General features: G+C 68.1%; 20 protein-coding genes. 11 read left to right on the top strand and 9 right to left on the bottom strand.

Going from position 1 to position 20,104, the window contains the following annotated elements; genetic code table 11:
- Positions 1-2: 2 nt before the first annotated feature.
- Complete coding sequence (rarD, locus tag ACIBL3_RS32895) at positions 3-935, bottom strand: EamA family transporter RarD (protein WP_396357684.1); 933 nt, start codon at positions 933-935, stop codon at positions 3-5.
- Positions 936-1,023: 88 nt separating this feature from the next.
- Between rarD and ACIBL3_RS32890 the strand changes: the two genes are divergently transcribed.
- Positions 1,024-1,914 carry a LysR family transcriptional regulator gene (locus ACIBL3_RS32890; RefSeq protein ID WP_396357683.1) on the top strand — a complete coding sequence of 297 codons (891 nt, stop codon included), beginning with the start codon at positions 1,024-1,026 and terminating at the stop codon, positions 1,912-1,914.
- On the opposite strand, the gene ACIBL3_RS32885 is transcribed toward ACIBL3_RS32890, so the two are convergent.
- On the bottom strand, positions 1,896-2,516 hold the full coding sequence (locus ACIBL3_RS32885; RefSeq protein WP_396357682.1) for a dihydrofolate reductase family protein: 621 nt from the start codon (positions 2,514-2,516) through the stop codon (positions 1,896-1,898). The genes ACIBL3_RS32890 and ACIBL3_RS32885 overlap by 19 nt on opposite strands.
- A 243-nt stretch (positions 2,517-2,759) precedes the next feature.
- Here ACIBL3_RS32885 and ACIBL3_RS32880 point away from each other — a divergent pair, with 243 nt between their 5' ends.
- The 3 genes from ACIBL3_RS32880 to ACIBL3_RS32870 are packed head-to-tail and all read left to right on the top strand — an operon-like array spanning position 2,760 to position 5,398.
- Positions 2,760-3,254 carry an ArsR/SmtB family transcription factor gene (locus ACIBL3_RS32880; RefSeq protein WP_396357681.1) on the top strand — a complete coding sequence of 165 codons (495 nt, stop codon included), beginning with the start codon at positions 2,760-2,762 and terminating at the stop codon, positions 3,252-3,254.
- Positions 3,251-4,486, top strand: a complete 1,236-nt coding sequence (locus tag ACIBL3_RS32875) for an MFS transporter (protein WP_396357680.1) — start codon at positions 3,251-3,253, stop codon at positions 4,484-4,486. Before ACIBL3_RS32880 ends, ACIBL3_RS32875 begins: the two co-directional genes overlap by 4 nt.
- Before the next feature lie 51 nt (positions 4,487-4,537).
- A complete protein-coding gene (locus tag ACIBL3_RS32870) occupies positions 4,538-5,398 on the top strand; it encodes a DUF1028 domain-containing protein (protein WP_396357679.1) in 861 nt (286 codons plus the stop codon).
- 238 nt (positions 5,399-5,636) lie between these two features.
- On the opposite strand, the gene ACIBL3_RS32865 is transcribed toward ACIBL3_RS32870, so the two are convergent.
- From ACIBL3_RS32865 to ACIBL3_RS32855, 3 genes are read right to left on the bottom strand one after another with little or no spacing between them, the layout of a single operon-like run.
- Positions 5,637-6,119 (bottom strand): hypothetical protein, encoded by a 483-nt coding sequence (locus ACIBL3_RS32865; RefSeq protein WP_396357678.1) that lies wholly within the window; start codon positions 6,117-6,119, stop codon positions 5,637-5,639.
- 9 nt (positions 6,120-6,128) lie between these two features.
- Positions 6,129-7,328 carry an MFS transporter gene (locus ACIBL3_RS32860; protein ID WP_396357677.1) on the bottom strand — a complete coding sequence of 400 codons (1,200 nt, stop codon included), beginning with the start codon at positions 7,326-7,328 and terminating at the stop codon, positions 6,129-6,131.
- The gene (locus tag ACIBL3_RS32855) at positions 7,328-8,569 is read right to left on the bottom strand and encodes an ATP-grasp domain-containing protein (RefSeq protein ID WP_396357676.1); all 1,242 of its coding nucleotides are present in this window, start codon (positions 8,567-8,569) and stop codon (positions 7,328-7,330) included. The genes ACIBL3_RS32860 and ACIBL3_RS32855 overlap by 1 nt, the downstream gene beginning before the upstream one ends.
- 111 nt (positions 8,570-8,680) lie before the next feature.
- Between ACIBL3_RS32855 and ACIBL3_RS32850 the strand changes: the two genes are divergently transcribed.
- On the top strand, positions 8,681-9,982 hold the full coding sequence (locus tag ACIBL3_RS32850) for an amidohydrolase (protein WP_396357675.1): 1,302 nt from the start codon (positions 8,681-8,683) through the stop codon (positions 9,980-9,982).
- A gap of 51 nt (positions 9,983-10,033) precedes the next feature.
- Here the strand turns inward: ACIBL3_RS32850 and ACIBL3_RS32845 are convergent, their stop codons facing one another.
- Positions 10,034-10,636 carry a TetR/AcrR family transcriptional regulator gene (locus ACIBL3_RS32845; protein ID WP_396357674.1) on the bottom strand — a complete coding sequence of 201 codons (603 nt, stop codon included), beginning with the start codon at positions 10,634-10,636 and terminating at the stop codon, positions 10,034-10,036.
- A gap of 65 nt (positions 10,637-10,701) precedes the next feature.
- Here ACIBL3_RS32845 and ACIBL3_RS32840 point away from each other — a divergent pair, with 65 nt between their 5' ends.
- From ACIBL3_RS32840 to ACIBL3_RS32825, 4 genes are all read left to right on the top strand, one after another.
- The gene (locus ACIBL3_RS32840) at positions 10,702-11,382 is read left to right on the top strand and encodes a molybdopterin-dependent oxidoreductase (protein ID WP_396357673.1); all 681 of its coding nucleotides are present in this window, start codon (positions 10,702-10,704) and stop codon (positions 11,380-11,382) included.
- Between the two features lie 14 nt (positions 11,383-11,396).
- Positions 11,397-11,987 carry a DUF2867 domain-containing protein gene (locus ACIBL3_RS32835; protein ID WP_396357672.1) on the top strand — a complete coding sequence of 197 codons (591 nt, stop codon included), beginning with the start codon at positions 11,397-11,399 and terminating at the stop codon, positions 11,985-11,987.
- Positions 11,988-12,123: 136 nt separating this feature from the next.
- Positions 12,124-13,098: a ring-cleaving dioxygenase gene (locus ACIBL3_RS32830; RefSeq protein WP_396357671.1), complete on the top strand. Its 975-nt coding sequence runs from the start codon at positions 12,124-12,126 to the stop codon at positions 13,096-13,098.
- Complete coding sequence (locus tag ACIBL3_RS32825) at positions 13,095-13,712, top strand: alpha/beta hydrolase (protein WP_396357670.1); 618 nt, start codon at positions 13,095-13,097, stop codon at positions 13,710-13,712. Before ACIBL3_RS32830 ends, ACIBL3_RS32825 begins: the two co-directional genes overlap by 4 nt.
- Here ACIBL3_RS32825 and ACIBL3_RS32820 read toward each other — a convergent pair.
- Positions 13,705-14,460 carry a DUF4118 domain-containing protein gene (locus ACIBL3_RS32820; RefSeq protein ID WP_396357669.1) on the bottom strand — a complete coding sequence of 252 codons (756 nt, stop codon included), beginning with the start codon at positions 14,458-14,460 and terminating at the stop codon, positions 13,705-13,707. The genes ACIBL3_RS32825 and ACIBL3_RS32820 overlap by 8 nt on opposite strands.
- 71 nt (positions 14,461-14,531) lie before the next feature.
- On the opposite strand from ACIBL3_RS32820, the gene pta reads away from it, so the two are divergent.
- Together pta and ACIBL3_RS32810 are read left to right on the top strand one after the other, a co-directional pair.
- Entirely contained in the window at positions 14,532-16,610 is a 2,079-nt protein-coding gene (gene pta, locus ACIBL3_RS32815) for a phosphate acetyltransferase (RefSeq protein ID WP_396357668.1), read from the top strand.
- Entirely contained in the window at positions 16,611-17,807 is a 1,197-nt protein-coding gene (locus tag ACIBL3_RS32810) for an acetate/propionate family kinase (RefSeq protein WP_396357667.1), read from the top strand.
- A 183-nt stretch (positions 17,808-17,990) separates the two neighbouring features.
- On the opposite strand, the gene ACIBL3_RS32805 is transcribed toward ACIBL3_RS32810, so the two are convergent.
- Positions 17,991-18,656, bottom strand: coding sequence for an HAD family hydrolase (locus ACIBL3_RS32805; RefSeq protein ID WP_396357666.1), 666 nt, complete (start codon positions 18,654-18,656; stop codon positions 17,991-17,993).
- A gap of 501 nt (positions 18,657-19,157) precedes the next feature.
- Positions 19,158-20,099, bottom strand: coding sequence for a cyclase family protein (locus ACIBL3_RS32800; protein ID WP_396357665.1), 942 nt, complete (start codon positions 20,097-20,099; stop codon positions 19,158-19,160).
- Between the last annotated feature and the right edge of the window lie 5 nt (positions 20,100-20,104).

The raw sequence follows: 20,104 nt of genomic DNA, 5'->3' as shown, positions 1-20,104 counted from the left end.
CGTCAAGTACAAGGTTGGGGGGTGGGGGTGCGGAGTTTGTGGAGGTGGTGGAGGGTGCCACCGGAGAAGAGGGCTAGGGCTAGCCAGATGAGGGCGAAGCCGAGGAGGCGGGCGGGGGGCATGGGTTCGTTGTAGAGGTAGACGCCCAGGAGGAATTGGATGGTGGGGGTCAGGTACTGGAGGAGGCCCAGGTAGGTGAGGGGGATTCGGGTGGCGGCGCCGGCGAAGAAGAGGAGGGGGATGGCGGTGGCTGGGCCGGCGGCCATGAGGAGGAGGGTCGTGGACCAGCCCGCATGGATGAAGGCAGCCCGGTCGGCCAAGTCCAGCCAGATCAGGTAGCCCAGGGTGAAGGGGAGGATGATCGTCGCCTCGACGGCCAGGCTCTCGACGGCGCCGGTGGCTGCCTTCTTCTTCAGTACGCCGTACGTCGCAAACGTGACTGCCAGCCCGATCGCAACCCACGGTACGCGACCGTAGTCGACCGTCAGCCACGCTACAGCCACCGCGGCCAGGTAGATCGCGAACCACTGCGATCGCCGGAGCCGCTCGCGGAACAGGACGACCCCGAGCATGACCGTGACCAGCGGGCTGATGAAGTACCCGAGGGAGGTCTCGACCACCCGGTCGTGCTGGACGCCCCAGATGTACAGGTACCAGTTGAAGGCGATGATTGCTGCGGCCGCAGCGAGCAGCCGTAGCGCGGCCGGTCGCTGCCTCAGTTCGCGCCACCAGCCGGGGCGGGGACGGATCCACAGCAGCAGCACGCAGATCCCGAGCGCCCACAGGAAGCGGTGGGCGAGCGCCTCGACCGCGCCGACGTTGTCGAGAAGCAACCAGTACAAGGGAAACAGGCCCCAGATGCCGTACGCCGAAACACCGAACAGCAGACCCTTGTTCAGGTCTGACACCGGGGACGCTGAAGTGTGTGCGGACATCGTGGAACCTCCTTGAACCTCAGCATGGGTCGGCGGATTTATGACGTCTAATGCCAAATTTCGAAAATCGCATTGATACCTTTGATCTATGCTGAACCTGGTCCATCTGAACGTTCTGGCCGCGGTGGCGCGGCACGGCTCGGTGACCGAAGCGGCAAGAGAGCTGCACTATTCGCAGCCGTCGATCAGTCATCACTTGTCGCGCTTGGAAGCGGCCACCGGCGTCAAGCTCGTGCAGCGCGTCGGTCGTGGAATCCGGCTGACTCCAGAAGGGCACCTGCTGGCCAACCGGGCCGCCGAGATCATCGGTCGCGTCGACGCAGCGACCAACGAACTGGCGGCCCAGGTCGGGTTGCAGACCGGCCGAGTCCGCCTGGCCGCCAACTCGTCTGTACTGAGCACGCTCGTGCCGAAGGCCGTGCCCACGGTGGCCGAGGCGTACCCGGGGATCGAGCTCAGCCTCATCGAACGGCACCCGGTCGAGGCGTTGCAGATGCTGCGGCACGGTGAGATCGACGTCGCACTCATCTTCCGGTACGCCGATGCGCCGGTCGAGGACGACGGATTCCGTCTCGTGCACATCTGCGACGACTCGATCTACCTGGTGAGCCGGCAACCGGACGACAGCATCGCGAACCATCGCGACTCACCCTGGATCGGCGGTTGTGAACGGTGCCAGGAGGAGGTGGTCAACGTGTGCCGGGCGGAAGGTTTCTCCCCACGCTTCGCATCACTCAGCGACGACATTGTCGTCGTACAAGCTCTGGTCGCCGCCGGCGTGGGTGTCACGACGCTGCCCGGCTTCGCCCTCGAGGCCCATCGCCGACCGGATGTCCACACGACCGAGCTGACCAGCTTCCGCCGGCAGATCTGCGTCGTCACGTACGGCGAGCCGCCCGACCCGCCCGCCACGACCGCGCTGATCGAAGCCCTCCGGGACGTCGGCCAACAGCAGCGAGCTCAGGACAGCACGCGGTAGGTCACGTGCGTGACCAGGCTCGCGGCGCGCGCCTTCACCTGCTCGAGTTTGAGCTGCGGAACGCCCTCGAACAGCCGGGTGCCGGCGCCGAGCGTGAGCGGCGAGATATGCAGCTGCAGTTGGTCGATGAGGCCGGCCGAGAGGTACTGGTTGATGGTCGTCGCACCGCCCATGATCGCAACGTCGCCGTCCCCGGCCACCTCGCGTGCCTGGGCCAGCGCCGACTCGATCCCGTCGGTGACGAAGTGGTACGTCGTACCGCCGTCCATCGGCTGTGGATCGCGGGCATGGTGAGTGAGCACGAAGACGGGGGCGTGGTACGGCGGTTCGTCGCCCCACCAACCCTTCCAGTCCCGGTCCCACTCGCCGCGCACCGGGCCGAACATGTTGCGCCCCATGATGAACGCCTTGGCGTTCAGCAGCTCCTCGATCTCGGCCTTGTTCTCGTCGGCGGTGTCGGAGTACCAGGCGTGCAGCTTGTCACCCCAGCCGTCGCCACCGTCGTCGCCGAACGGCCGTTCCTCGGTCTGGTTGAGCCCCGCCGAGTACCCGTCGGCCGAGATGGTGATCCCGCTGATCACCCTGCCCTTACCTGTCGTCATGCTCCACTCCTTGGGCGGTCGCGCTGAACTTCCCGTCACGCCTCAGCCTGACCCCACCCGCCGTATGACGTCCAATGCCAATTCCTTGCAGAACACATCGAGATTCTTGATGTGTGTGTCGCCGGCATCACTCGGACTGTCCAATAACTGTTTGACGGTTGGCGCGGGCGTCAGGCAGGGTTACTGCCCAAGACTTGTTTGGGGGTTTGGTTGACTGGCGAGGGTGTGCGGGAGCTGCGGGCGGTGGCTCATCCGGTGCGGTTGCGGATGCTTTCGTTGCTGACGGGGTCGGCGATGAGCGCTGCCGAGGTGGCTCGCGAACTCGGGCTGACGCATGCGAATGCGTCGTACCATCTGCGGATTCTGTTCGAGTCGGGCACGGTCGTGGAGGCGGGGGAGGAGCGGATCCGGGGTGGTGTCGCCAAGCGTTATCGGTACCCGCACGAGACTCGCAGCCGACGGCGCTCACCCGGGACCACGGAGAGCCGGATCGCCGAAGTGCGGGCGCTCGGCCGCGAGCTCGAGCGGCGGATGCGGCAGCGCAAGCGGCGTACGCCAAGTCACCTCAGCGACCTCGACGGCTGGGTGGAACCCGAGGTGTGGAAGCGCGTGCGTGACCTCCTCGAGGAAGCGTCCGCGTTGATGCACGACCACAATCAGCCGCCGCGGACGCCGGGCACGGTGCATGTCAGCGCCACGTCCTGGACGTTCGAGATGACCAAGAGGCCACGGTCATGAACGAGGCACTCGCGCCGCTCCGCGAGCCGAACTTCCGCTACTACTGGCTGTCCCGGCTGATCGACCGAGCCGGTACGACGATGGCCGGTGTCGCGCTGGCGTTCGCGGTGCTCGAGGTCAGCGACTCGGCGTCCGCCCTCGGGACGGTCCTGGCCGCGTACAGCATTCCGATGGTCGTGTTCCTGCTCGCCGGCGGCGTACTGGCGGACCGGTTCGGCCGGACCCTGGTGATCCAGGCGGCGAACGTGTTGTCCGGCCTCAGCCAGTTGGCGTCGGCCGCGCTGGTGATCAGCGGCACCGCCGAGGTCTGGCACCTGGCGGCGCTCGCGGCGATCAACGGCACCGCCAGTGCGGCGGGCATGCCGGCCCTGGCAGGCGTGCTCCCGCAGTTGGTCCCGCGCGACCAGCTCAAAGCGGCAAACCTTGTACTCGCGGTTCCCGAAAACGCACTGATGATCCTTGGACCGGCCGTGAGCGGGGTGCTCGTGGCAGTCGTCGGCCCGGGGTGGGCGCTGGCCGTGGACGGAGCGACGTACCTGCTGGCAACACTGGTCCTGACCCGAGTGCGCATCCCGCGCCCGGCTGAGGGTGAGCACAAACGAGGCGCCGTCGCCGACCTCCGCGCGGGGTGGACCTACTTCCGCTCGACCACGTGGCTCTGGGTGGTCGTCGCCGCGTTTTCCTTGCTCAACGCGATCACCAGCGGCGCGTTCAACACTCTCGGCCCGGTGCTCGCCACCGAGACCGACATCGGCGAGGCCGGATGGGGACTGATCCGCTCGTCCCAGGCGGTCGGCTTCCTGGTGTGCTCGCTGATCCTGATCCGGCTCTCGCTCCGACGGCCGCTCCGGTGGGGAATGGTCGCGATGGCGCTCGCCGGTCTCCCAATGGTCGTCCTCGGTTTCGAGCCCGTGCTCGTGGCGGGGATGGCAGCGGCGTTCCTGGCCGGCCTTGGCAGCCAGGTCTTCGGCCTCGGGTGGGACCTGGCCATGCAGGAACACGTGCCCGACGAGATGCTGTCCCGCGTCTACTCCTACGACATGCTCGGCTCGTTCGTCGCGATCCCCGTCGGCCAGTTGCTGTTCGGCCCACTCGGACTGACCTTCGGCATCCAGCGAGTCATGGTCATCGCCGGCCTGGCGTACGTCGCCATCGCCATAGCGACCCTCGCCTCCCGCTCGGTCCGCGACCTTCCACGCGCGGCCACGGTCGAGAGCGTCAGCGCTCCGTGAGCGCGACCTAGACTGCTTTGCCTGACAACTGAGTGCGGTCGGGAGAGTGGGATGACCTTTTCTGTTGTGGCGTATGACGCGGGCTCTTGGGGGATCGCGGTCGCTTCGAAGTTCCTGGCAGTGGGGGCTGTGGTGCCGTGGGGGCGAGCCGGTGCGGGCGCTGTTGCTACGCAGGCGATGGCCAACCTCTCGTACGGGCCTGACGGCCTCGAACTGCTGGCGTGCGGTGCTTCTGCAGACCACGCGGTAGCGCAGCTGACCGGCACCGACGACGAGCGCGACCACCGGCAGGTAGGCATGGTCGACGCTCAGGGGCGCGGTGCGACCTTCACCGGTGGATCCTGCCTCGACTGGGCAGGCGGTCAGGCCGGCGACGGGTTTGCCATCCAGGGCAACATCTTGGCTGGTCCACACGTGATGGCAGCCATGGCCGACGCCTGGAGGGAAAGCGCCGGCGAGCCGTTCGAGCGGCGATTGGTGGCAGCCTTGGCGGCCGGCGACCAGGCCGGAGGAGACCGCCGTGGTCGCCAGAGCGCGGCACTCCGAGTGTGGCGCGAAGGTGCCGCGTACGGCGGCATCCTCGACATCGCCATCGACCTACGAGTCGACGACCACCAATCCCCAGTAGCTGAACTGACCCGCCTACTGGACTTGCACGAGCTGTACTTCGGCAAGCCGGCACCAGAAAGCCTCCTACCGCTGGAAGGCGACCTCGCCGCCGAGGTGGCCACCCACCTGCAAAACCTCGGCTACCCCACCGCCGAAGGAGTCGCCGACGCCCTCAACACCTGGGCAAGCACCGAAAACTTCGAAGAACGCCTGATCCCCGGCAAACTCGACCCAGTCATCCTGACCCAACTCCGCCACCAAGCAGCCGAGACCACCCCCACCGACGGACCGCCCACGCGTTGATGCCGGCCAAACGGGAGCATCGTCGACCGCCTGCGACCGCCTGCGACCGCCGACGAGGGCCGAGCGTCTTTCCGGAACAAAAGTTGCACCCGGCGACCACAATCTTCCGACAAGCGATCCCGTCGAACCGGCGCACAGTGGAATTGGTCTCGTTCGTGATGCATGAGCCTCGGTGGGACGCCGTACAGGTTGTGATCCACCGATGGCTCGGCGATCCCCGCGCGAGGTTTGGATGAGGTCAGCGGATGCCGTCGTTGCCGGTGACCTGGCGGCCGGGGTCGGCGGTGACGGGGGTGATGGTGATTTCGTAGTCCTCGGTGGCGACCCAGGTGGGAGTGTCGTAGCTGGTCATCCGGCCGCGGGCGAGGACGCGGATCAGGTAGAGGCCGGGGGATTGCGGCACGAAAGCCAGCGGCGCGGGGGTGTTGCCCATCAGCGGGACGAGGTAGAGCTCGTTCTGGATGGTGATCGTCACTTGCTCGCCGACCTCCCAGCCGGCGGCTGCGGTCGCGAGGCTTGGCAGTGGTTCCTGCCCGGTGTGGACGGTCACGTTGACGGGGCCGTCGGAGCAGCCGGTGAAGATGATGACGGCGTCCGGGTAGCGAGGATCGAGAGCGAGGAGAGGGCCGACCGTGGCGTGGTCGAAGATGGGGCTGCAGTCGGTTGGTGCCAGGAAGAACTGGTGGTACGACACCTCGATCTGATGGCGCGCCTCTGTCATCCACGGAGGCTATCTCGAGCGGGACGGGCTGCGGCGGGGGAGGGATAGGTGGGCGGAGAGGAGGCCGGCGGTGGCGGTTAGGGTCCATAGGGTCCAGGGGGCCAGGGCGTAGAGGGCGCCGCCGATGAGGGGGCCGAGGCCGGTGCCGGTGGTGTAGGCGGCGAAGTAGAGGCCCTGGTAGCGGCCGGTCATGCGTGGGGGAGTGAGGCTGCCGAGGTAAGCGTTGGCGACCGAGCTGGACATCATCTCGCCCAGCGTCCAGATCAGGACGGTCGCCGACAGCAGGGTCATGCTGGACATCAACCCGGTCAGCGCGAGGCCGGCGCCGATGAGTAGGTTGCCGAGGGCAAGTACGTACGGCAGCCGGAACCGTGAGACCACGGCGGCGGTAGGCAGCTCCAGCGTCAGCACCACGAGTCCGTTGAGCCCGATCAGCAGACCGAAGTCGCGCGCACTCAGTCCCACATCGCTGACGTGCAACGGCAGACCGACCGTCGACTGGATGTAGACGAACTCGGCGACCAGCGTCATCACCAGGAAGCGCACGAGGGTGCGGTCGGCGAGCGCCTGCCGGTACCCGACTGCCTGCTCCGTCTCCGCCTCCTCCTCCGCAGACCGCTGCTGGGGCGCATCCCGCAACAGCACCGCCATGACAACACCGAACAGCAGACACGCGGCAGCGTTGCCCAGGAAGAGCTCTGTGTACGACGTAGTCGCAAGCACACCGCCGACGACGCCACCCAGCGCAGCGCCGATGTTCATCGCGAACCGGAACACCGCGAACGCGGCGAGCCGCTGCTGGGGAGTCGTCACCGAGTCGAGCAGTACGGCGGCCGCAGCGGGCCGGTAGACCTGCGACGTCACGCCGATCAGGCCGACCACCGCCACGATCAGCGGGTACGGTCCGAGGAACGGCACCGCCGCCGTCAGCCCGGCGGTGGGTACCGCGGACACCACGATCGTCCAGCGGCGGCCGATCCGGTCGGTCAGGTAGCCGCCGATCGCGTTGCCGAGCACATTGCCCAGCCCGGACACACCGAGCACGAACCCCGCGGCGCCGGCGGAGTACCCCCGCCCGATCAGGTAGAGCACGATGAACACAGGCAGGAAGTTGCCGACCCGGTTGACCAGGACGCCGAGACTGACGATCCAGACCCGCGCGGGCAGGCTGCGCAGCGCGTCCCGGAAGCGCGGTTGAACTGTGCTCATCAGACGGGCTCCGTGCGTACGTCGATCACCGCAGCCAACCGGCGGCCGTTGGCGATCGCTTCGGTCGCGGTGGCGCCTCGGGCGATGACGTGCCCGACCTTGTCCTCGTTCCACGTCAGCGGTGGTACGACGTCACCCGGCCCCACCTTCAACCGCAGGTCGACGAACGCCGGATCCGCGCGTACGGCGTCGACGCCGATGATCTCCACGACCCGGCCCGGCGTCGGCGTCAGGAAGCGGACGGCCGCACCGCCCCGTGCCTCGGGCGACCCGGTCAGCGGCTCCACCAGACCAAAGGGCGTTCCCAACGCGTAGCGCTCCATATCGACGCCATAGACGAGCGAGGCCAGGTCGTTGATCCGGTCACCGCCGACGCGATTGTGCGACTCGATGATCCGCGGGCCACGCGATGTCAGCTTGACCTCGGTATGCCCCGGACCGTTCCGCAGCCCCACCGCGTCGAGGAACTCCGTCACCAGCTCAGTGACCTCACGCAGTGCCTCAGTCGACTGGCCGCTGGGCTGCGAGTGCCCGAGCTCGACGAATCCGGGACCGGTCTCCTTGTCGGTCACCGCGACGACCACATGCCGCCCGTCGAAGCTCAGCGTCTCCACACTGAGCTCCGGCCCGTCCAGAAACTCCTCCGTCAGGAACTCGTCGAACGAATCCGCAGCAGTCAGGTCCTTCGCCGCCCACCGCCCGTCGAGGGCCCGGAACCGTACGGCGACCTCGTCGACGTCGGCCTGATCGCGCAGGGAGAACACCGCCAGGCTCCCCGACTCACGCGTCGGCTTCACAATGACCGGGAGCCCGTGCGCCTGAACGAACTCCCGTACGTCGTCCGTCGAACGACCCACTGCGGAGGCCACGGGGCTGATGCCCTCCGCGTCCAGGTGCCGGCGCATCCGCCACTTGTCCAGCAAGAGTTCCACGGTCGCGACCGACTCGCCGCCGAGTCCGAGCTCCTCGTTGATCCGCGCCGCCGGCAGTAGGCCGAGCTCGAACAACGACACGGCTGCCTGGAACGGGTACACCTGATGCAGTGCCTTGACCAGTGGCAGGAGCCGGTCGATGTCGCCGTACTCGACGAGCAGCGCCTGGTCGACGTACACCCAATGGCTGCAGTCGTACTCGTCCGGGAACTGGATGAGTACGACGTCCAGGCCGAGCTCCCGGGCCTTGCGCACGTGCTCGAGATTGCCGCCGATGATCAGGACCCGCGGCCGTTCGACATCTCCCATGTCGGCGTAATCTCCTCCTCTGAGGTAGGTCTCGCATATCGGGAGTACTCCCTATCTGCCCACAACGTACGGGGTGATCGTGTCTAAGGCCGCGCGGTGCGACGATGAGGCGTGCGGTTGTCTTGGCGCCTTGGAGGGGTTGTCGTCGGGTGCGGTGCGCTTCTTCTGCTGCCGCTCGCCGCGACGAGTCCTGATGCGCCCGAGGTGATCTACCGCAGCGGGGTCGTGCTCACCATGGAGGACGGGCAGCCGCGAGCCGAGGCGGTTGCGGTGCGCAACGGTCGGATTCTGGCGGTCGGCGGGGACGGCGAGGTACTCGCGTTGCGGGAGCGCTCGACGCGGGTCGTGGATCTTGGCGGGCGGACGGTGCTGCCCGGATTCATCGACTCGCACGCGCACTGGATCGGCGACGGAAGCATGGTCGGGTACAACGCCGATCTGGCGATCGACGCGGCCCTCAGCCGGGGGTGGACCAGCATCAACGAGCAGTTCGTCAACTATCAGCGGTTGGCCGACCTGCGCGCACTCGACGCGGCCGGCGAACTCCGGTTGCGGGTCAACGCCTACCTGCCGGTGAATTTCGAGGACGAGAAGTTCGGTCAGTGGTTCCGGGGGTTCGAGCCGCGGCACGCGTACAGCCCGCACCTGCGGTTGGGCGGGATCAAGTTGTTCCTCGACCATGACTGGGGCACGAGGTTCCACTGGGAGCAGGGGGAGCTGGACGAGTACGTGTTGTCGGCGCATCGCCTCGGCTGGCAGGTGACGGCGCACGCGATCAGTGCGCAGGCGCTCGACCAGTACCTGACGGCGGTCACCCGGGCGCAAGCGGCGTACCCTCGCTCGGACGCGCGTCATCGCGCCGAGCACGTCATCCAGCTCCGCGACGATCAGCTCGTCAGGATGGGTGAGCTGGGGATGATCGCCTCGATCCAGCCCGGGATCCCGGGGGACTTGGCCGCGGAGGCGGGATTCCCGGAGCTGGTGGCTCGCGGCCGGACCAGCTGGATCGCTCGCTGGAGGGACCTGGTCGACAGCAACGTTCGCACCATCGGTAGCACGGACACCCCGTGGCTGGTGCTTGCAGTAGGCAACCAGATGCCGCACGGATCAGCCCTGGAGGCGATCCACCAGGCGATGACCCGCCAAAGCCCGCAGGGCCGCCGTCCGGAGGACTGGCAGCTGACCCAGCGCCTGACCGTCGATCAGGCGATCCGATTGTTCACAATCGACGCCGCGTTCGGCACTTTCGAGGAGAACGTGAAAGGCAGCCTGGCCCCAGGCAAGTACGCCGACATCGTGTTCCTCTCCGACAGCCCGCTGACCGCTCCGGTGGACTCGCTACTCGACATCAAGGTCCTCGCCACGCTGGTCGGCGGTCGGGCGGAGTACTGCGCCGACGCCACGCTGTGCTGACTCGATTAAGCGGTCGAGCGAGTGGCTCGACTGTCTCGATTTGCGCACTGATCAGGTGGTCGCCGCGCGCACGCCGCGCAGGACGACGTCCAGCACGACGTCAGCCTCGACCCGGGCGGCCTCGGGGTCGGCGGCACGGGCAATGTAGAGGGCTGAGCCGTAGAGACCGCCCAGTGCGAGGTGCGCCAGCGCGTCGAGTGTGACGCCGGGCAACGCGCCGCTGTCCACCAGCGGCGTCAGCACGGTCCGCAGCATTGGCAGCTCGACGCCTTCCTTGCCGCTTTCCCACGCGCGGGCGGCCAGCACGGTCACACTGTCGATGATCACGATCCGCCGGAACGCCGGCTGCAGGCAGGCGTCGAGGAACGCGGACAGGCCCGCTCGTACCGCGGCCCACGGATCTTCCTCGGCCAGCGCCGCGGCCATCACCGCCCCAGCGGTCTCGTCCAGCACCACGTCGTAGACCGCCGTGAACAGCGCGTCCTTGCCGCTGAAGTGGTGGTAGAGAGCGCCCTTCGCGAGACCCGCGCGCTGGACGATGTCGTCCATCGCGGTCGCCTTGTAGCCCTGCTCGACGAACCGCTCGCGCGCGATCCCGACCAGCAGCTCCCGGGTTGCCTCCGCCTGTCGTTCACGCAGCCTCTTGACAGTCACCCGGTAAGCATAAAAGACTGACTGCAAGTCGGTGACCGACCGTCGGTCGGTAAAGGAGGTTCGTGATGTTGCCACTTCCGCCAGGACAACGCCGCGTCGAGGGATTCCCGCGATTTGGCACGCACTTGCACCGGCCGCCGCCCGCGGTGCCAGACGCTCCGGTGATCGCGATCAGCGGCGTCGTGCGCAAGCCGTCGGAGGTGCGGCTGCCGAAGCTCGCCACGCTGCCGCGGCGCGAGATCGTCGCCGACTTCCACTGCGTCTCCGGCTGGACGGCGACCGACCTGCGGTGGGAAGGGGTGCGGTTCGCCGACTTCTTTCGCGCCTTCGTCGAGCCGGCGCTCGACGCGGAGGTCTGCGTCAGCCACCTGGCGTTCGTGGGTCTGGACGGGATCAGCTCCGTGGTCGAGCTGCAGGACGCGCTGGCGGACGACGTCCTGCTCGCGGATCGGGTGAACGGGCGCCCGCTCGGCGGCGATCACGGCGCGCCGATCCGGTTGGTCAGCCCGGCCCAGTACAGCTACATGAGCATCAAGCACTTGTGCCTGGTCGAGGTGTGTTCCACGCTCCCGGCACATCGCCTCGACCGGGGCATCATCGGCCGGCTGATCGAGGGCCATCCGCGGGCTCGGGTCTGGCACGAGGAGCGCCACGGCCGCATCCCGGGACGGCTGATCCGGCCGTTCTACCGTCCGCTGATCCGCCCGATCCGCGCCCTCTGCGCGAAAGGAACGCAAGACCGATGAGACTTCCCAACGACGTGCTGCAGACCCAGGACTGGATCATCCACGACGTCGTGCCCGACTTCGATGTCGAGGACGTCTGGGCCCTTCCCATCGAGGGCGGCGCGCACGATTTTCCAGCCGTCGTCAAGGCGCAGCAATCCCTCGACTTTCCGGCGTCCGCGCCGCTGCCGGTGCGCTTGCTGTGGGGCATTCGCGACCTGCTCGGACGCGCGTTCGGACTCGGGCGCATCTCGACATCCGCGGACGCCGCCGGCGCCTGGCCACCCGTTCCCGGCACCGGCGAACCATCGCTGCTCGCGCGGGTCCCAGACGACGTCCGCGACACGTCCCCAGCATCGCAGGTCACCGACAAGCCGTTCCGGCCCCTGTACCGCACCCGCACCGAACTCGCCCAGGAAATCTCCAACCGAACCATGTACGGCGTGATGCACCTGGCCTGGGTCGACCAGGGAAGCGGCCGATACCGTGCGCAGATGACCGTCTACGTCAAACCCCGCGGCACCTTCGGCAAGGCGTACATGGCGTTCATCAAGCCATTCCGCTACGCGATCGTCTATCCGGCACTCATGCGACACCTCGAACGAACCTGGTCGCAACAGCACTGACGAGCGAGGACAACAGCGGCTCGGGCTCGGGCAAGTCCACCGAAGACAGTTCCGGCATCGCTGACTACTTGCCAGCTTGGGCGTCACCGGTCGTACTGTCGAATGGGTAGGCGTTCTCGCTGGGAGGGGTCGGGCGATGGTCGAGTCAGTGGCGCCGCACGGGCTGCATCATGTGACCGCGATTGCGGAGGATCCGCAGCGGAACGTGGACTTCTACACCAAGGTGCTGGGGTTGCGCCTGGTGAAGCGGACGGTCAACTTCGACGCCCCGGACACGTACCACCTGTACTACGGCGACTCCTCGGGGCAACCCTCGACCTTGCTGACGTTCTTCCCCTGGCCGGGAGCGCCGTACGGCCGGCAAGGCGTCGGCCTGACGACGGCCACTGCGTTCAGCGTCCCGCCGGAGTCGCTCGGTTGGTGGCAGAAGCGGCTGCGGGCGCTCGACGTCGACGCGGACGAGCCGATTGCCCGCTCCGACGAAGAGGTACTGCGACTCCGTGATCCCGACGGCCTGGTGATCGAGTTGGTCGCGTCCGAGGGGGACAGCCGGTCCGGGTGGGACGGTGTCGCCTCGATCCCGTTCGACAGCGCGATCCGCGGCCTGTTCTCGGTCACGATGACGGAGCGGCTGCTCGACCCGACGGCGGACATGCTGGCCGGCATGCTCGGGATGCAGCACGGCCAGGACACCGCCGACGGATCACGCTTCGTGATGTCGGGAGGAACGGAGGGTACGGCGGTCGACGTACAGCCGCGTAACATCTCGCGCGGACTCCAGGCAGCCGGGACCGTCCACCACATCGCCTTCCGGGCGCCCGACAGCGAGACCCAGGCGAAGTGGCGCCTGGAGCTGCTCGAGGCCGGCGTCCAGGTCACCGAGATCATCGATCGGCGCTACTTCACCTCGATCTACTTCCGCGAACCGGGCGGAGTCCTGCTCGAGATCGCCACCGACCAGCCCGGATTCACCGTCGACGAGCCGCTGCTCGAGCTCGGCCAGCACCTGAAACTCCCGCCGTGGCTCGAACCGAACCGCGAGCAGATCCAGGCCTCGCTGCCGCCGCTGCGGGTGCCGCCCGCCCCGCGGCCGGACGAAGTCGACGGATGAGCGAGGACCTGCTCCGGCGCCCGCACGTCTGGCAACCCGGCACCTCCATGCCGCCGCTCCTGCTGCTGCACGGGACGGGTGGCGACGAGCATGACCTCCTCGTTCTGCGGCAGCACCTGGCGCCGGACGCCCCGGTTCTGTCGCCTCGGGGAATGGTGTCGGAGCAAGGCATGTCCCGCTTCTTCCGCAGGATCCGGGAAGGCGTGTTCGACGAGGACGACCTCCGATTTCGTGCCGACGAGCTCGCCGCCTTCCTGACCGCCGCCGAGCAGAAGTACGACGTCCCCGCCGGCTCCTGGCTGGCCGTCGGCTTCTCCAACGGCGCCAACATGGCCTCTGCGCTCCTGCTCCGCCACCCGGAGTCGCTCGCGGGCGCCGTACTGCTCGCCGCGATGGTCCCCTTCGCCGCCGACGAACCCGAGGACCACGCCCTGGCCGGCAAACGCGTCCTCATCGTCAACGGCGACCGCGACCCGATGGCCACCCCCGACCAAACCCGCCGCCTCACCGAACAACTCCGCCGCCACTCCGCCGATGTCCAGCTCCAGCCGTTCCCAGGCGGACACACCATCGCCCCCGACCAGGTACCCGCCATCAGGGAGTGGATCAGGTAGGGCGGTGGTGGGTGGCGAGGGCGGCGCCTACCTGGTCGGCTAGGGCTACTGCTACTTGGCGTTGGGCGCGGGAGGGGCGGGCGAGGCGGGTGGAGGCGACCAGGACGAAGCGGCCGCGGGTGATGCCGTCGTGGTGGACGCGGAGCTCGATCTCGCAGTCGGTGGGGAGGCCGACGCGTTCGACGTCGAGTTCGCGGCCCCGCCGTACGACGGCGCCGTCGCGGACGACGGCGGTCGGGGCCTCGTCTCGGGTGTCGCTGTCGAAGTAGCAGTCGTCCACGCCGAGCAGGTCGACGAGCTGGTCGGCGACGTGCTCGATGACGCCCTCGGTGTGTGAGCTGCCGGCGGCGACGATGCCCGCCGTACGGAGGATGCCGTCGAGGTACGCCTGCTGCTGATCGGCGCGGACCTGTCGCCGTCGTCCCCAGAGGATCTCCGCGGCCGCGATGCCGACGACGGACAGCAGGACGGCGGTTGCGATGTCCGCCTGGTCCGTCATGGTGAACTGCTGGTACGGCTGAGCGAGGAAGAAGGCCCAGCACACCGTTCCGGACAGCGCGGCGATGATCCCGGCGCGCCGGAGGCCGGTCGCCGCGGCGGCGATCACGACCAGGACGAGCACCAGCGCCGCGTTGGTGTTCTCGATTCGGGCCCGGAACGGCACCGTCGCTGCACAGACCAGCGCGGGAACTGCTGCCGCTCCCGCGACCACGGCGGCATTGGCGCGCGTGGGGAGGTGGACTCGCATCCCCCAATGATGGCGAGTGGCGGGCCGTCCGGGTGGGCCGGGTCGGAGCGGCGGGTGGTTAGGGTGCGGGTATGGGCAGCAGCGTGTACGTCGCGTCGGTCGAGGGGTTCACCGGTAAGTCCACGGTGGCGCTCGGGGTGCTCGAGCAGTTCTCGCGACGGGTCGGGCGGGTGGCCGTGTTCCGGCCGATCGTCCGCGCGGACACCGCCGGGCACGGCGGTCGCGACTATGTGCTCGACCTGCTCACGTCCCACGACGCCGTCGCCGTGCCGTACGACGACAGCGTCGGCGTCACGTACGACGAGGTGCACGCCGACCCGGATGCCGCGCTGGACACGATCGTGCGCCGCTTCCACGCGGTGGCCGAGCGCGCCGACGCGGTCGTGGTGGTGGGCAGCGACTACACCGATGTGGGCAATCCGACCGAGTTCTCGTACAACGCGAAGATCGCGGCGAACCTCGGCGTACCGGTGCTGCTGGTGCTGAACGGGTACGACCGGACGCCACGGGATGTGCGAACCATCGCCGACATCGCGCTCGCGGAACTGCACGCGAACCACGGCTCGCTGTTCGCTGTGATCGCGAACCGGGTAGGCAAGGAGCTGCTGACTCCGGTGGTCGACGCATTGGCCGGCGCCGGCGCTCCGGCGTTCGCGATCCCGGAGGAGCCGGTGCTGAATCAGCCCTCGGTCGCGGACCTGCTGACTCCGATCGACGGCCGCCTGCTCAGCGGTGATCCGCAGCTGCTGTCGCGCGAGGTGACCGGGCTGGTGGTCGCCGCGATGACGATGCCGAACGTGCTGGACCGGCTGGCCGAGGGCGCCGCCGTGGTGACGGCCGGGGACCGTCCCGAGGTCGTCCTCGGGGTCCTCATGGCGCACGCGTCCCGGAACTTCCCGCAGATCTCGGCCATCGTCCTGAACGGCGGATTCGAGCTGCCGGACCAGGTCCAGCGTCTGATCGGCGGACTCGGCGTGACCTTGCCGATCCTCGAGACCCGGCTCGGCACTCAGGCGACCTCGGCGGCGCTGACCGCCGTACGGGGTCGGTTGACCAAGGATTCGCCACGGAAGGTGGACGTGGCGCTCGCGCTGTTCGCGCAGTACGTCGACGGCCGGGCGCTCCTGGATCAGCTTGCGGTCGCGCGCACAAGCGTGGTGACGCCGCTGATGTTCGAGCACCGGTTGCTCGACCGGGCAGTTGCCGACCGCAAGCACATCGTCCTGCCGGAGGGCTCGGAAGAGCGGATCTTGCGGGCCGCCGACGTACTCCTGCGGCGCGGGGTCGCGGACCTGACCCTGCTCGGTGACCCGATCGCGATCAGCGCGAAGGCCGCCGCGATCGGCGTGGACGTGGCGTCGGCCCGAGTCGTCAACCCCGAGGACGACCCGCTGGCCGAACGGTTCGCCGCGGAGTACCACCGGCTCCGGCAGCACCGCGGGATCGACCTCGAGCGGGCGCGTGAACTGGTGAAGGACGTGTCGTACTTCGGCACGATGATGGTCCAGCTCGGACTGGCGGACGGGATGGTGTCGGGCGCCGTACACACCACCGCGCACACGATCCGGCCGGCGCTCGAGGTCGTCAAGACGGTGCCGGACGTGTCCGCCGTCTCGTCGGTGTTCTTCATGTGCCTGCAACACCAGGTGCTGGTGTACGGCGACTGCGCGATCATCCCGGATCCGACGGCCGAGCAGCTCGCCGACATCGCGACCTCCTCCGCGGCGACCGCGGCAGCCTTCGGCATCGAACCGCGCGTCGCGATGCTGTCGTACTCGACCGGCATGTCAGGCGCCGGGACAGACGTGGAGAAGGTGTCAAAGGCAACCACCATCGTCCGGGAACGGGCACCGGGCCTGCTGGTCGAGGGCCCGATCCAGTACGACGCGGCCATCGACGCCGCTGTCGCCCGGACGAAGCTGCCGGACTCGCCGGTCGCCGGGAAGGCCACGGTCTTCGTGTTCCCCGACCTGAACACCGGCAACAACACGTACAAGGCGGTGCAGCGCTCGGCGAATGCGGTCGCGGTCGGACCGGTTCTGCAAGGTCTGCGGAAACCGGTGAACGACCTGTCGCGTGGGGCGACGGTACGGGACATCGTCAACACGGTCGCGATCACCGCGATCCAGGCGCAGCAGGGCGGCGAGTAGATGAGCGACCACGTCCTGGTGATCAACGCGGGGTCGTCCTCGCTCAAGTACAGCCTCGTCGACGGGTCGTCGGGGGAGAGCGTGGCCGGTGGCATCGTCGAGCGGATCGGGGAGGCGGGCGGCAGTCAGACCCATCGCGGGCCTGGCGGCGAGTCGGCCGGCGATGAGTCGATCGGGTCGCATGAGGAGGCGCTGCGTTGGGTGGTCGATGCGTTCTCGTCGTACGGACCGTCGCTCGATGAGTCGGATCTGGCGGCCGTTGGGCATCGCGTCGTACACGGTGGGTCCCGGTTCGCGGCGCCGGCGTTGATCGACGACGAGCTGATCGCCGAGGTGAAGGATCTGGTTCCGCTGGCGCCGTTGCACAATCCGGCGAACCTCGAGGGGATCTCGGTCGCGCGGCGATTGCTGCCGGACGTGCCTCATGTGGCGGTGTTTGACACGGCGTTCCATCAGACGTTGCCGGCGTACGCGTACACGTACGCGGTGCCGCACGAGTGGGCGGAGTCGCACGGGATCCGGCGTTACGGGTTTCATGGCACTTCGCATTCGTTCGTTTCGTCGGAGGCGGCGCGGTTGCTTGGTCGCGAGCCGGCTGACGTGAATGTGATCGTGCTGCATCTGGGGAACGGGTGCTCGGCCACCGCCGTACGGGGTGGTGAGTCGGTGGACACGTCCATGGGGCTGACGCCGTTGGAGGGGCTCGTGATGGGGACGCGCTCGGGGGATGTGGACCCGGCGATCCTGGGGCACTTGGCGCGGGAGCTGGGGTGGTCGGTCGACGAGATCGACCGGGCGCTGAATTCGGAGTCGGGGCTGAAGGGGTTGAGTGGAGAGAACGACTTCCGCGAGTTGTCGCGGCGGCGGGCTGGTGGTGATGCGCGGGCTGAGTTGGCGTTCGACGTGTATTGCTACCGGATCAAGAAGTACGTCGGCGCGTACTACGCCGTACTCGGGACCGTCGACGCGATCGTCTTCACCGCCGGGGTAGGCCAACACTCCGCCGAGGCCCGCGCCGCCTCACTCGCGAACCTCGAGTCCCTAGGCATCCACCTCGACCCCGCCCGCAACACGTCCGAGTCGTCGACCGCCCGCTTCATCTCTCCCGACAACAGCCCCGTCGCAGTCCTCGTCATCCCCACCAACGAGGAATGGGAAATAGCCCGCCAAACCCTCACCACAACGCGCACCACCTAACCTCCCCACGCCCCCGGCCCGCGCGCTCCTGCGTCGCGTGCTCGGCCGCCGGCTCCCACCCACTCGTCGGGCGCGTGCTGCCGCCCGCTTGTCGACTGCCCCGGAGTGATACGTGCGCGTGGGCGAGTGGTGCGACTCGCGGGTGTCGGTGCGTTGTCGCGTTCGGCTTCGAACTGCTCGGGGTCAGGTTGCGGTGATGCCGTGCTTCGCGAAGAGGTGGAGCAGGAGGTCGTGGCCTTGGGTGAGGTCCCATTGTTCGGCGGGCATTGCAGCTGCCCGGGCGCCTGCGATGTTCCGTTCGGTGTCGTCGATGAACAGGATCGTTTCGGGATCGGCGCCGATTCGGTGTGCTGCCTGGGTGAAGAAGGCCGGATCGGGCTTGGCGACGCCGAGGTCGTAGGAGTAGCAGCTCACGTCGAACAGGTCGTCGTACCCGAGGACTGTTCGCATGTGGGCGCCTCGGTAGCGTTCCTGGTTGGTTCCCAGGTGGACGCCGTACCCGTTGCTCCTGAGCGCTCGCACGATTGCGATCGATTCCTCGATGACCACGATGTTCTTCCAGACCGCGGCGTACACCTCGGCTACCGGGGTGACCACGCCGTAGTTCTTGAGTGTCGCCTCGAGGACCGGCATGTAGTCGCCAGAGCCGGCGAGCATCGGGAGCTCGTCCTTCCATGTCTGGTGGAGGAACTGACGGACCTTGTCGCCGAGGTACGGCTCCATGGCCGCATACCAGCCGCCGGGCAGATCTTGGAGGACGCCGTCAGCATCCAGGAGCACGTGCCGAATCCTGGACTCGCCGACCACGTGCTTGAAGCCCTCCACTCGACGGATCCCATCAATCGACATCTAGGCATTCTCTCCAAGTCCTGCACCGATGGCACTCCTTCGAGGCGTTGCGGTGGCCGGATCGTCCAGGAGGCGCGTGAAGGGGAGGGTGGCCAGGGCACCGACCAGTGAGCCGTAGGCGGCGCCCAGTCTGCCCACGCGTCCCAGGAGGTTCTGCGGTGTGCGGCGATGGTGCCGGCGCTTGCCGCGCTGCCCGTGCGGGTCAGGACGAGCCACGGTACGACGAGCGCGATCACCTGGTTGGCATATGTGGACGTGGACTGCGCCGACAGCACGGTCAGCAACTGCCTGGCGCGAAAGAGTCGGTTCATGGCCCCAGTTCCGTTCGGGTCGGTGGACTGCCCTGGCAGGCGGTCGCTCACCTCTTCCACGAACACCGCTGCCCCGATCCGACAACCCGACGGAAACTCTCCGAAATGGCGACCACCCGGTTGCGGTTCGCCAGGCCATCACGAATGCCGGACCAGAGCACGGCCGAGCGGTCACACCGGCGAGCGCGAGTCAGAAGGTGGCTATCGGGTTGACCGGGCTGCCGGATGTGCCGGCGAAGCGGACCGGTGCGACTGCGAGGTGGAAGTCCCACTGGCCGAGCTCGGCAGCCGTCGTCGCGCACTCCTCCAGGTCGCAGTTGTCGAGCATCCACAGACCCATCGCAACGAGGCTCACGGCGTGCACCGGCATCAGCACGTCGTCGTACCCCGACGGTTGAACGTCCTGAGGGGTGTCGGCGCCGATCAGCGCGACCTCCCGTTCCTGCAACCACGGCAAGCAGGACGCGTGCCAGCCGGCCTGTGTGAAACCGCCGGCCGCACCGGCCTCGTGGCGGGCGCGGCCGTAGCCGGTCCGCAGGAGTACCGCATCGCCGGATTGAACCCGCACACCCTGGCGACGCTCGGCCTCCTCGAGGTCATCGGGAAACACACCCTGCCCCGGTTCCAACCACGGCACGTCGCGGACCCCAGCAATGTCCAGCAGGACACCACGCGTGATGATCCCGTTTGCCGCCGCCGTGACGGCCGCCCACGCCGATCCCGTGGCGGCGTCGACCATCGAGTGCGACCGCCCGTTGTACATCTTGCCGTCCCAGAAGAGGTGGCACGGCGAGTCGAGGTGGGTGATGGTGTTGCCGTGGAACATGATGCCGAGCCGCTCGTTCGAGAAGCCCCAGCGGCGGTCGGCGTGGAATGCGGCCGGCATGTTCTCGGCACCCGGCATGTCGACGGCGCGCGGGCACGTCGTCGTCGACCGCTCCATGTCTTCCGGTACGGCGACCTCCCACGCGCACGACACGCTTTTGCCATGGCGCACGGCCCGCGCCGCTGCCAGCCGGACGCCGTCGGTGATGTGGTTCAGAGTGCCGAGCTCGTCGTCGTCGCCCCACCGCCCCCAGTTGGACAGCGTGTCGAAGTACCCGAGTACTTCGTCTTGAGTGGGCATCGTCATCTCAG

This window comes from Kribbella sp. NPDC050124 (assembly GCF_044460355.1).
In the GTDB taxonomy this organism is placed as follows: domain Bacteria; phylum Actinomycetota; class Actinomycetes; order Propionibacteriales; family Kribbellaceae; genus Kribbella.
Note: the sequence above shows the minus strand (reverse complement) of the source record. Positions and strands in the feature narration are given on the sequence as shown.

Coding starts and splice junctions, on each gene's coding strand:
- ACIBL3_RS32800 (WP_396357665.1), bottom strand. CDS start 20,099: ATGACGATGCCCACTCAAGACGAAGTACTCGGGTACTTCGACACGCTG.
- ACIBL3_RS32820 (WP_396357669.1), bottom strand. CDS start 14,460: ATGCGAGTCCACCTCCCCACGCGCGCCAATGCCGCCGTGGTCGCGGGA.
- ACIBL3_RS32825 (WP_396357670.1), top strand. CDS start 13,095: ATGAGCGAGGACCTGCTCCGGCGCCCGCACGTCTGGCAACCCGGCACC.
- ACIBL3_RS32855 (WP_396357676.1), bottom strand. CDS start 8,569: ATGGGAGATGTCGAACGGCCGCGGGTCCTGATCATCGGCGGCAATCTC.
- ACIBL3_RS32890 (WP_396357683.1), top strand. CDS start 1,024: ATGCTGAACCTGGTCCATCTGAACGTTCTGGCCGCGGTGGCGCGGCAC.
- ACIBL3_RS32840 (WP_396357673.1), top strand. CDS start 10,702: ATGTTGCCACTTCCGCCAGGACAACGCCGCGTCGAGGGATTCCCGCGA.
- rarD (WP_396357684.1), bottom strand. CDS start 935: ATGTCCGCACACACTTCAGCGTCCCCGGTGTCAGACCTGAACAAGGGT.
- ACIBL3_RS32810 (WP_396357667.1), top strand. CDS start 16,611: ATGAGCGACCACGTCCTGGTGATCAACGCGGGGTCGTCCTCGCTCAAG.
- ACIBL3_RS32875 (WP_396357680.1), top strand. CDS start 3,251: ATGAACGAGGCACTCGCGCCGCTCCGCGAGCCGAACTTCCGCTACTAC.
- ACIBL3_RS32870 (WP_396357679.1), top strand. CDS start 4,538: ATGACCTTTTCTGTTGTGGCGTATGACGCGGGCTCTTGGGGGATCGCG.
- ACIBL3_RS32865 (WP_396357678.1), bottom strand. CDS start 6,119: ATGACAGAGGCGCGCCATCAGATCGAGGTGTCGTACCACCAGTTCTTC.
- ACIBL3_RS32885 (WP_396357682.1), bottom strand. CDS start 2,516: ATGACGACAGGTAAGGGCAGGGTGATCAGCGGGATCACCATCTCGGCC.
- ACIBL3_RS32860 (WP_396357677.1), bottom strand. CDS start 7,328: ATGAGCACAGTTCAACCGCGCTTCCGGGACGCGCTGCGCAGCCTGCCC.
- ACIBL3_RS32805 (WP_396357666.1), bottom strand. CDS start 18,656: ATGTCGATTGATGGGATCCGTCGAGTGGAGGGCTTCAAGCACGTGGTC.
- pta (WP_396357668.1), top strand. CDS start 14,532: ATGGGCAGCAGCGTGTACGTCGCGTCGGTCGAGGGGTTCACCGGTAAG.
- ACIBL3_RS32830 (WP_396357671.1), top strand. CDS start 12,124: ATGGTCGAGTCAGTGGCGCCGCACGGGCTGCATCATGTGACCGCGATT.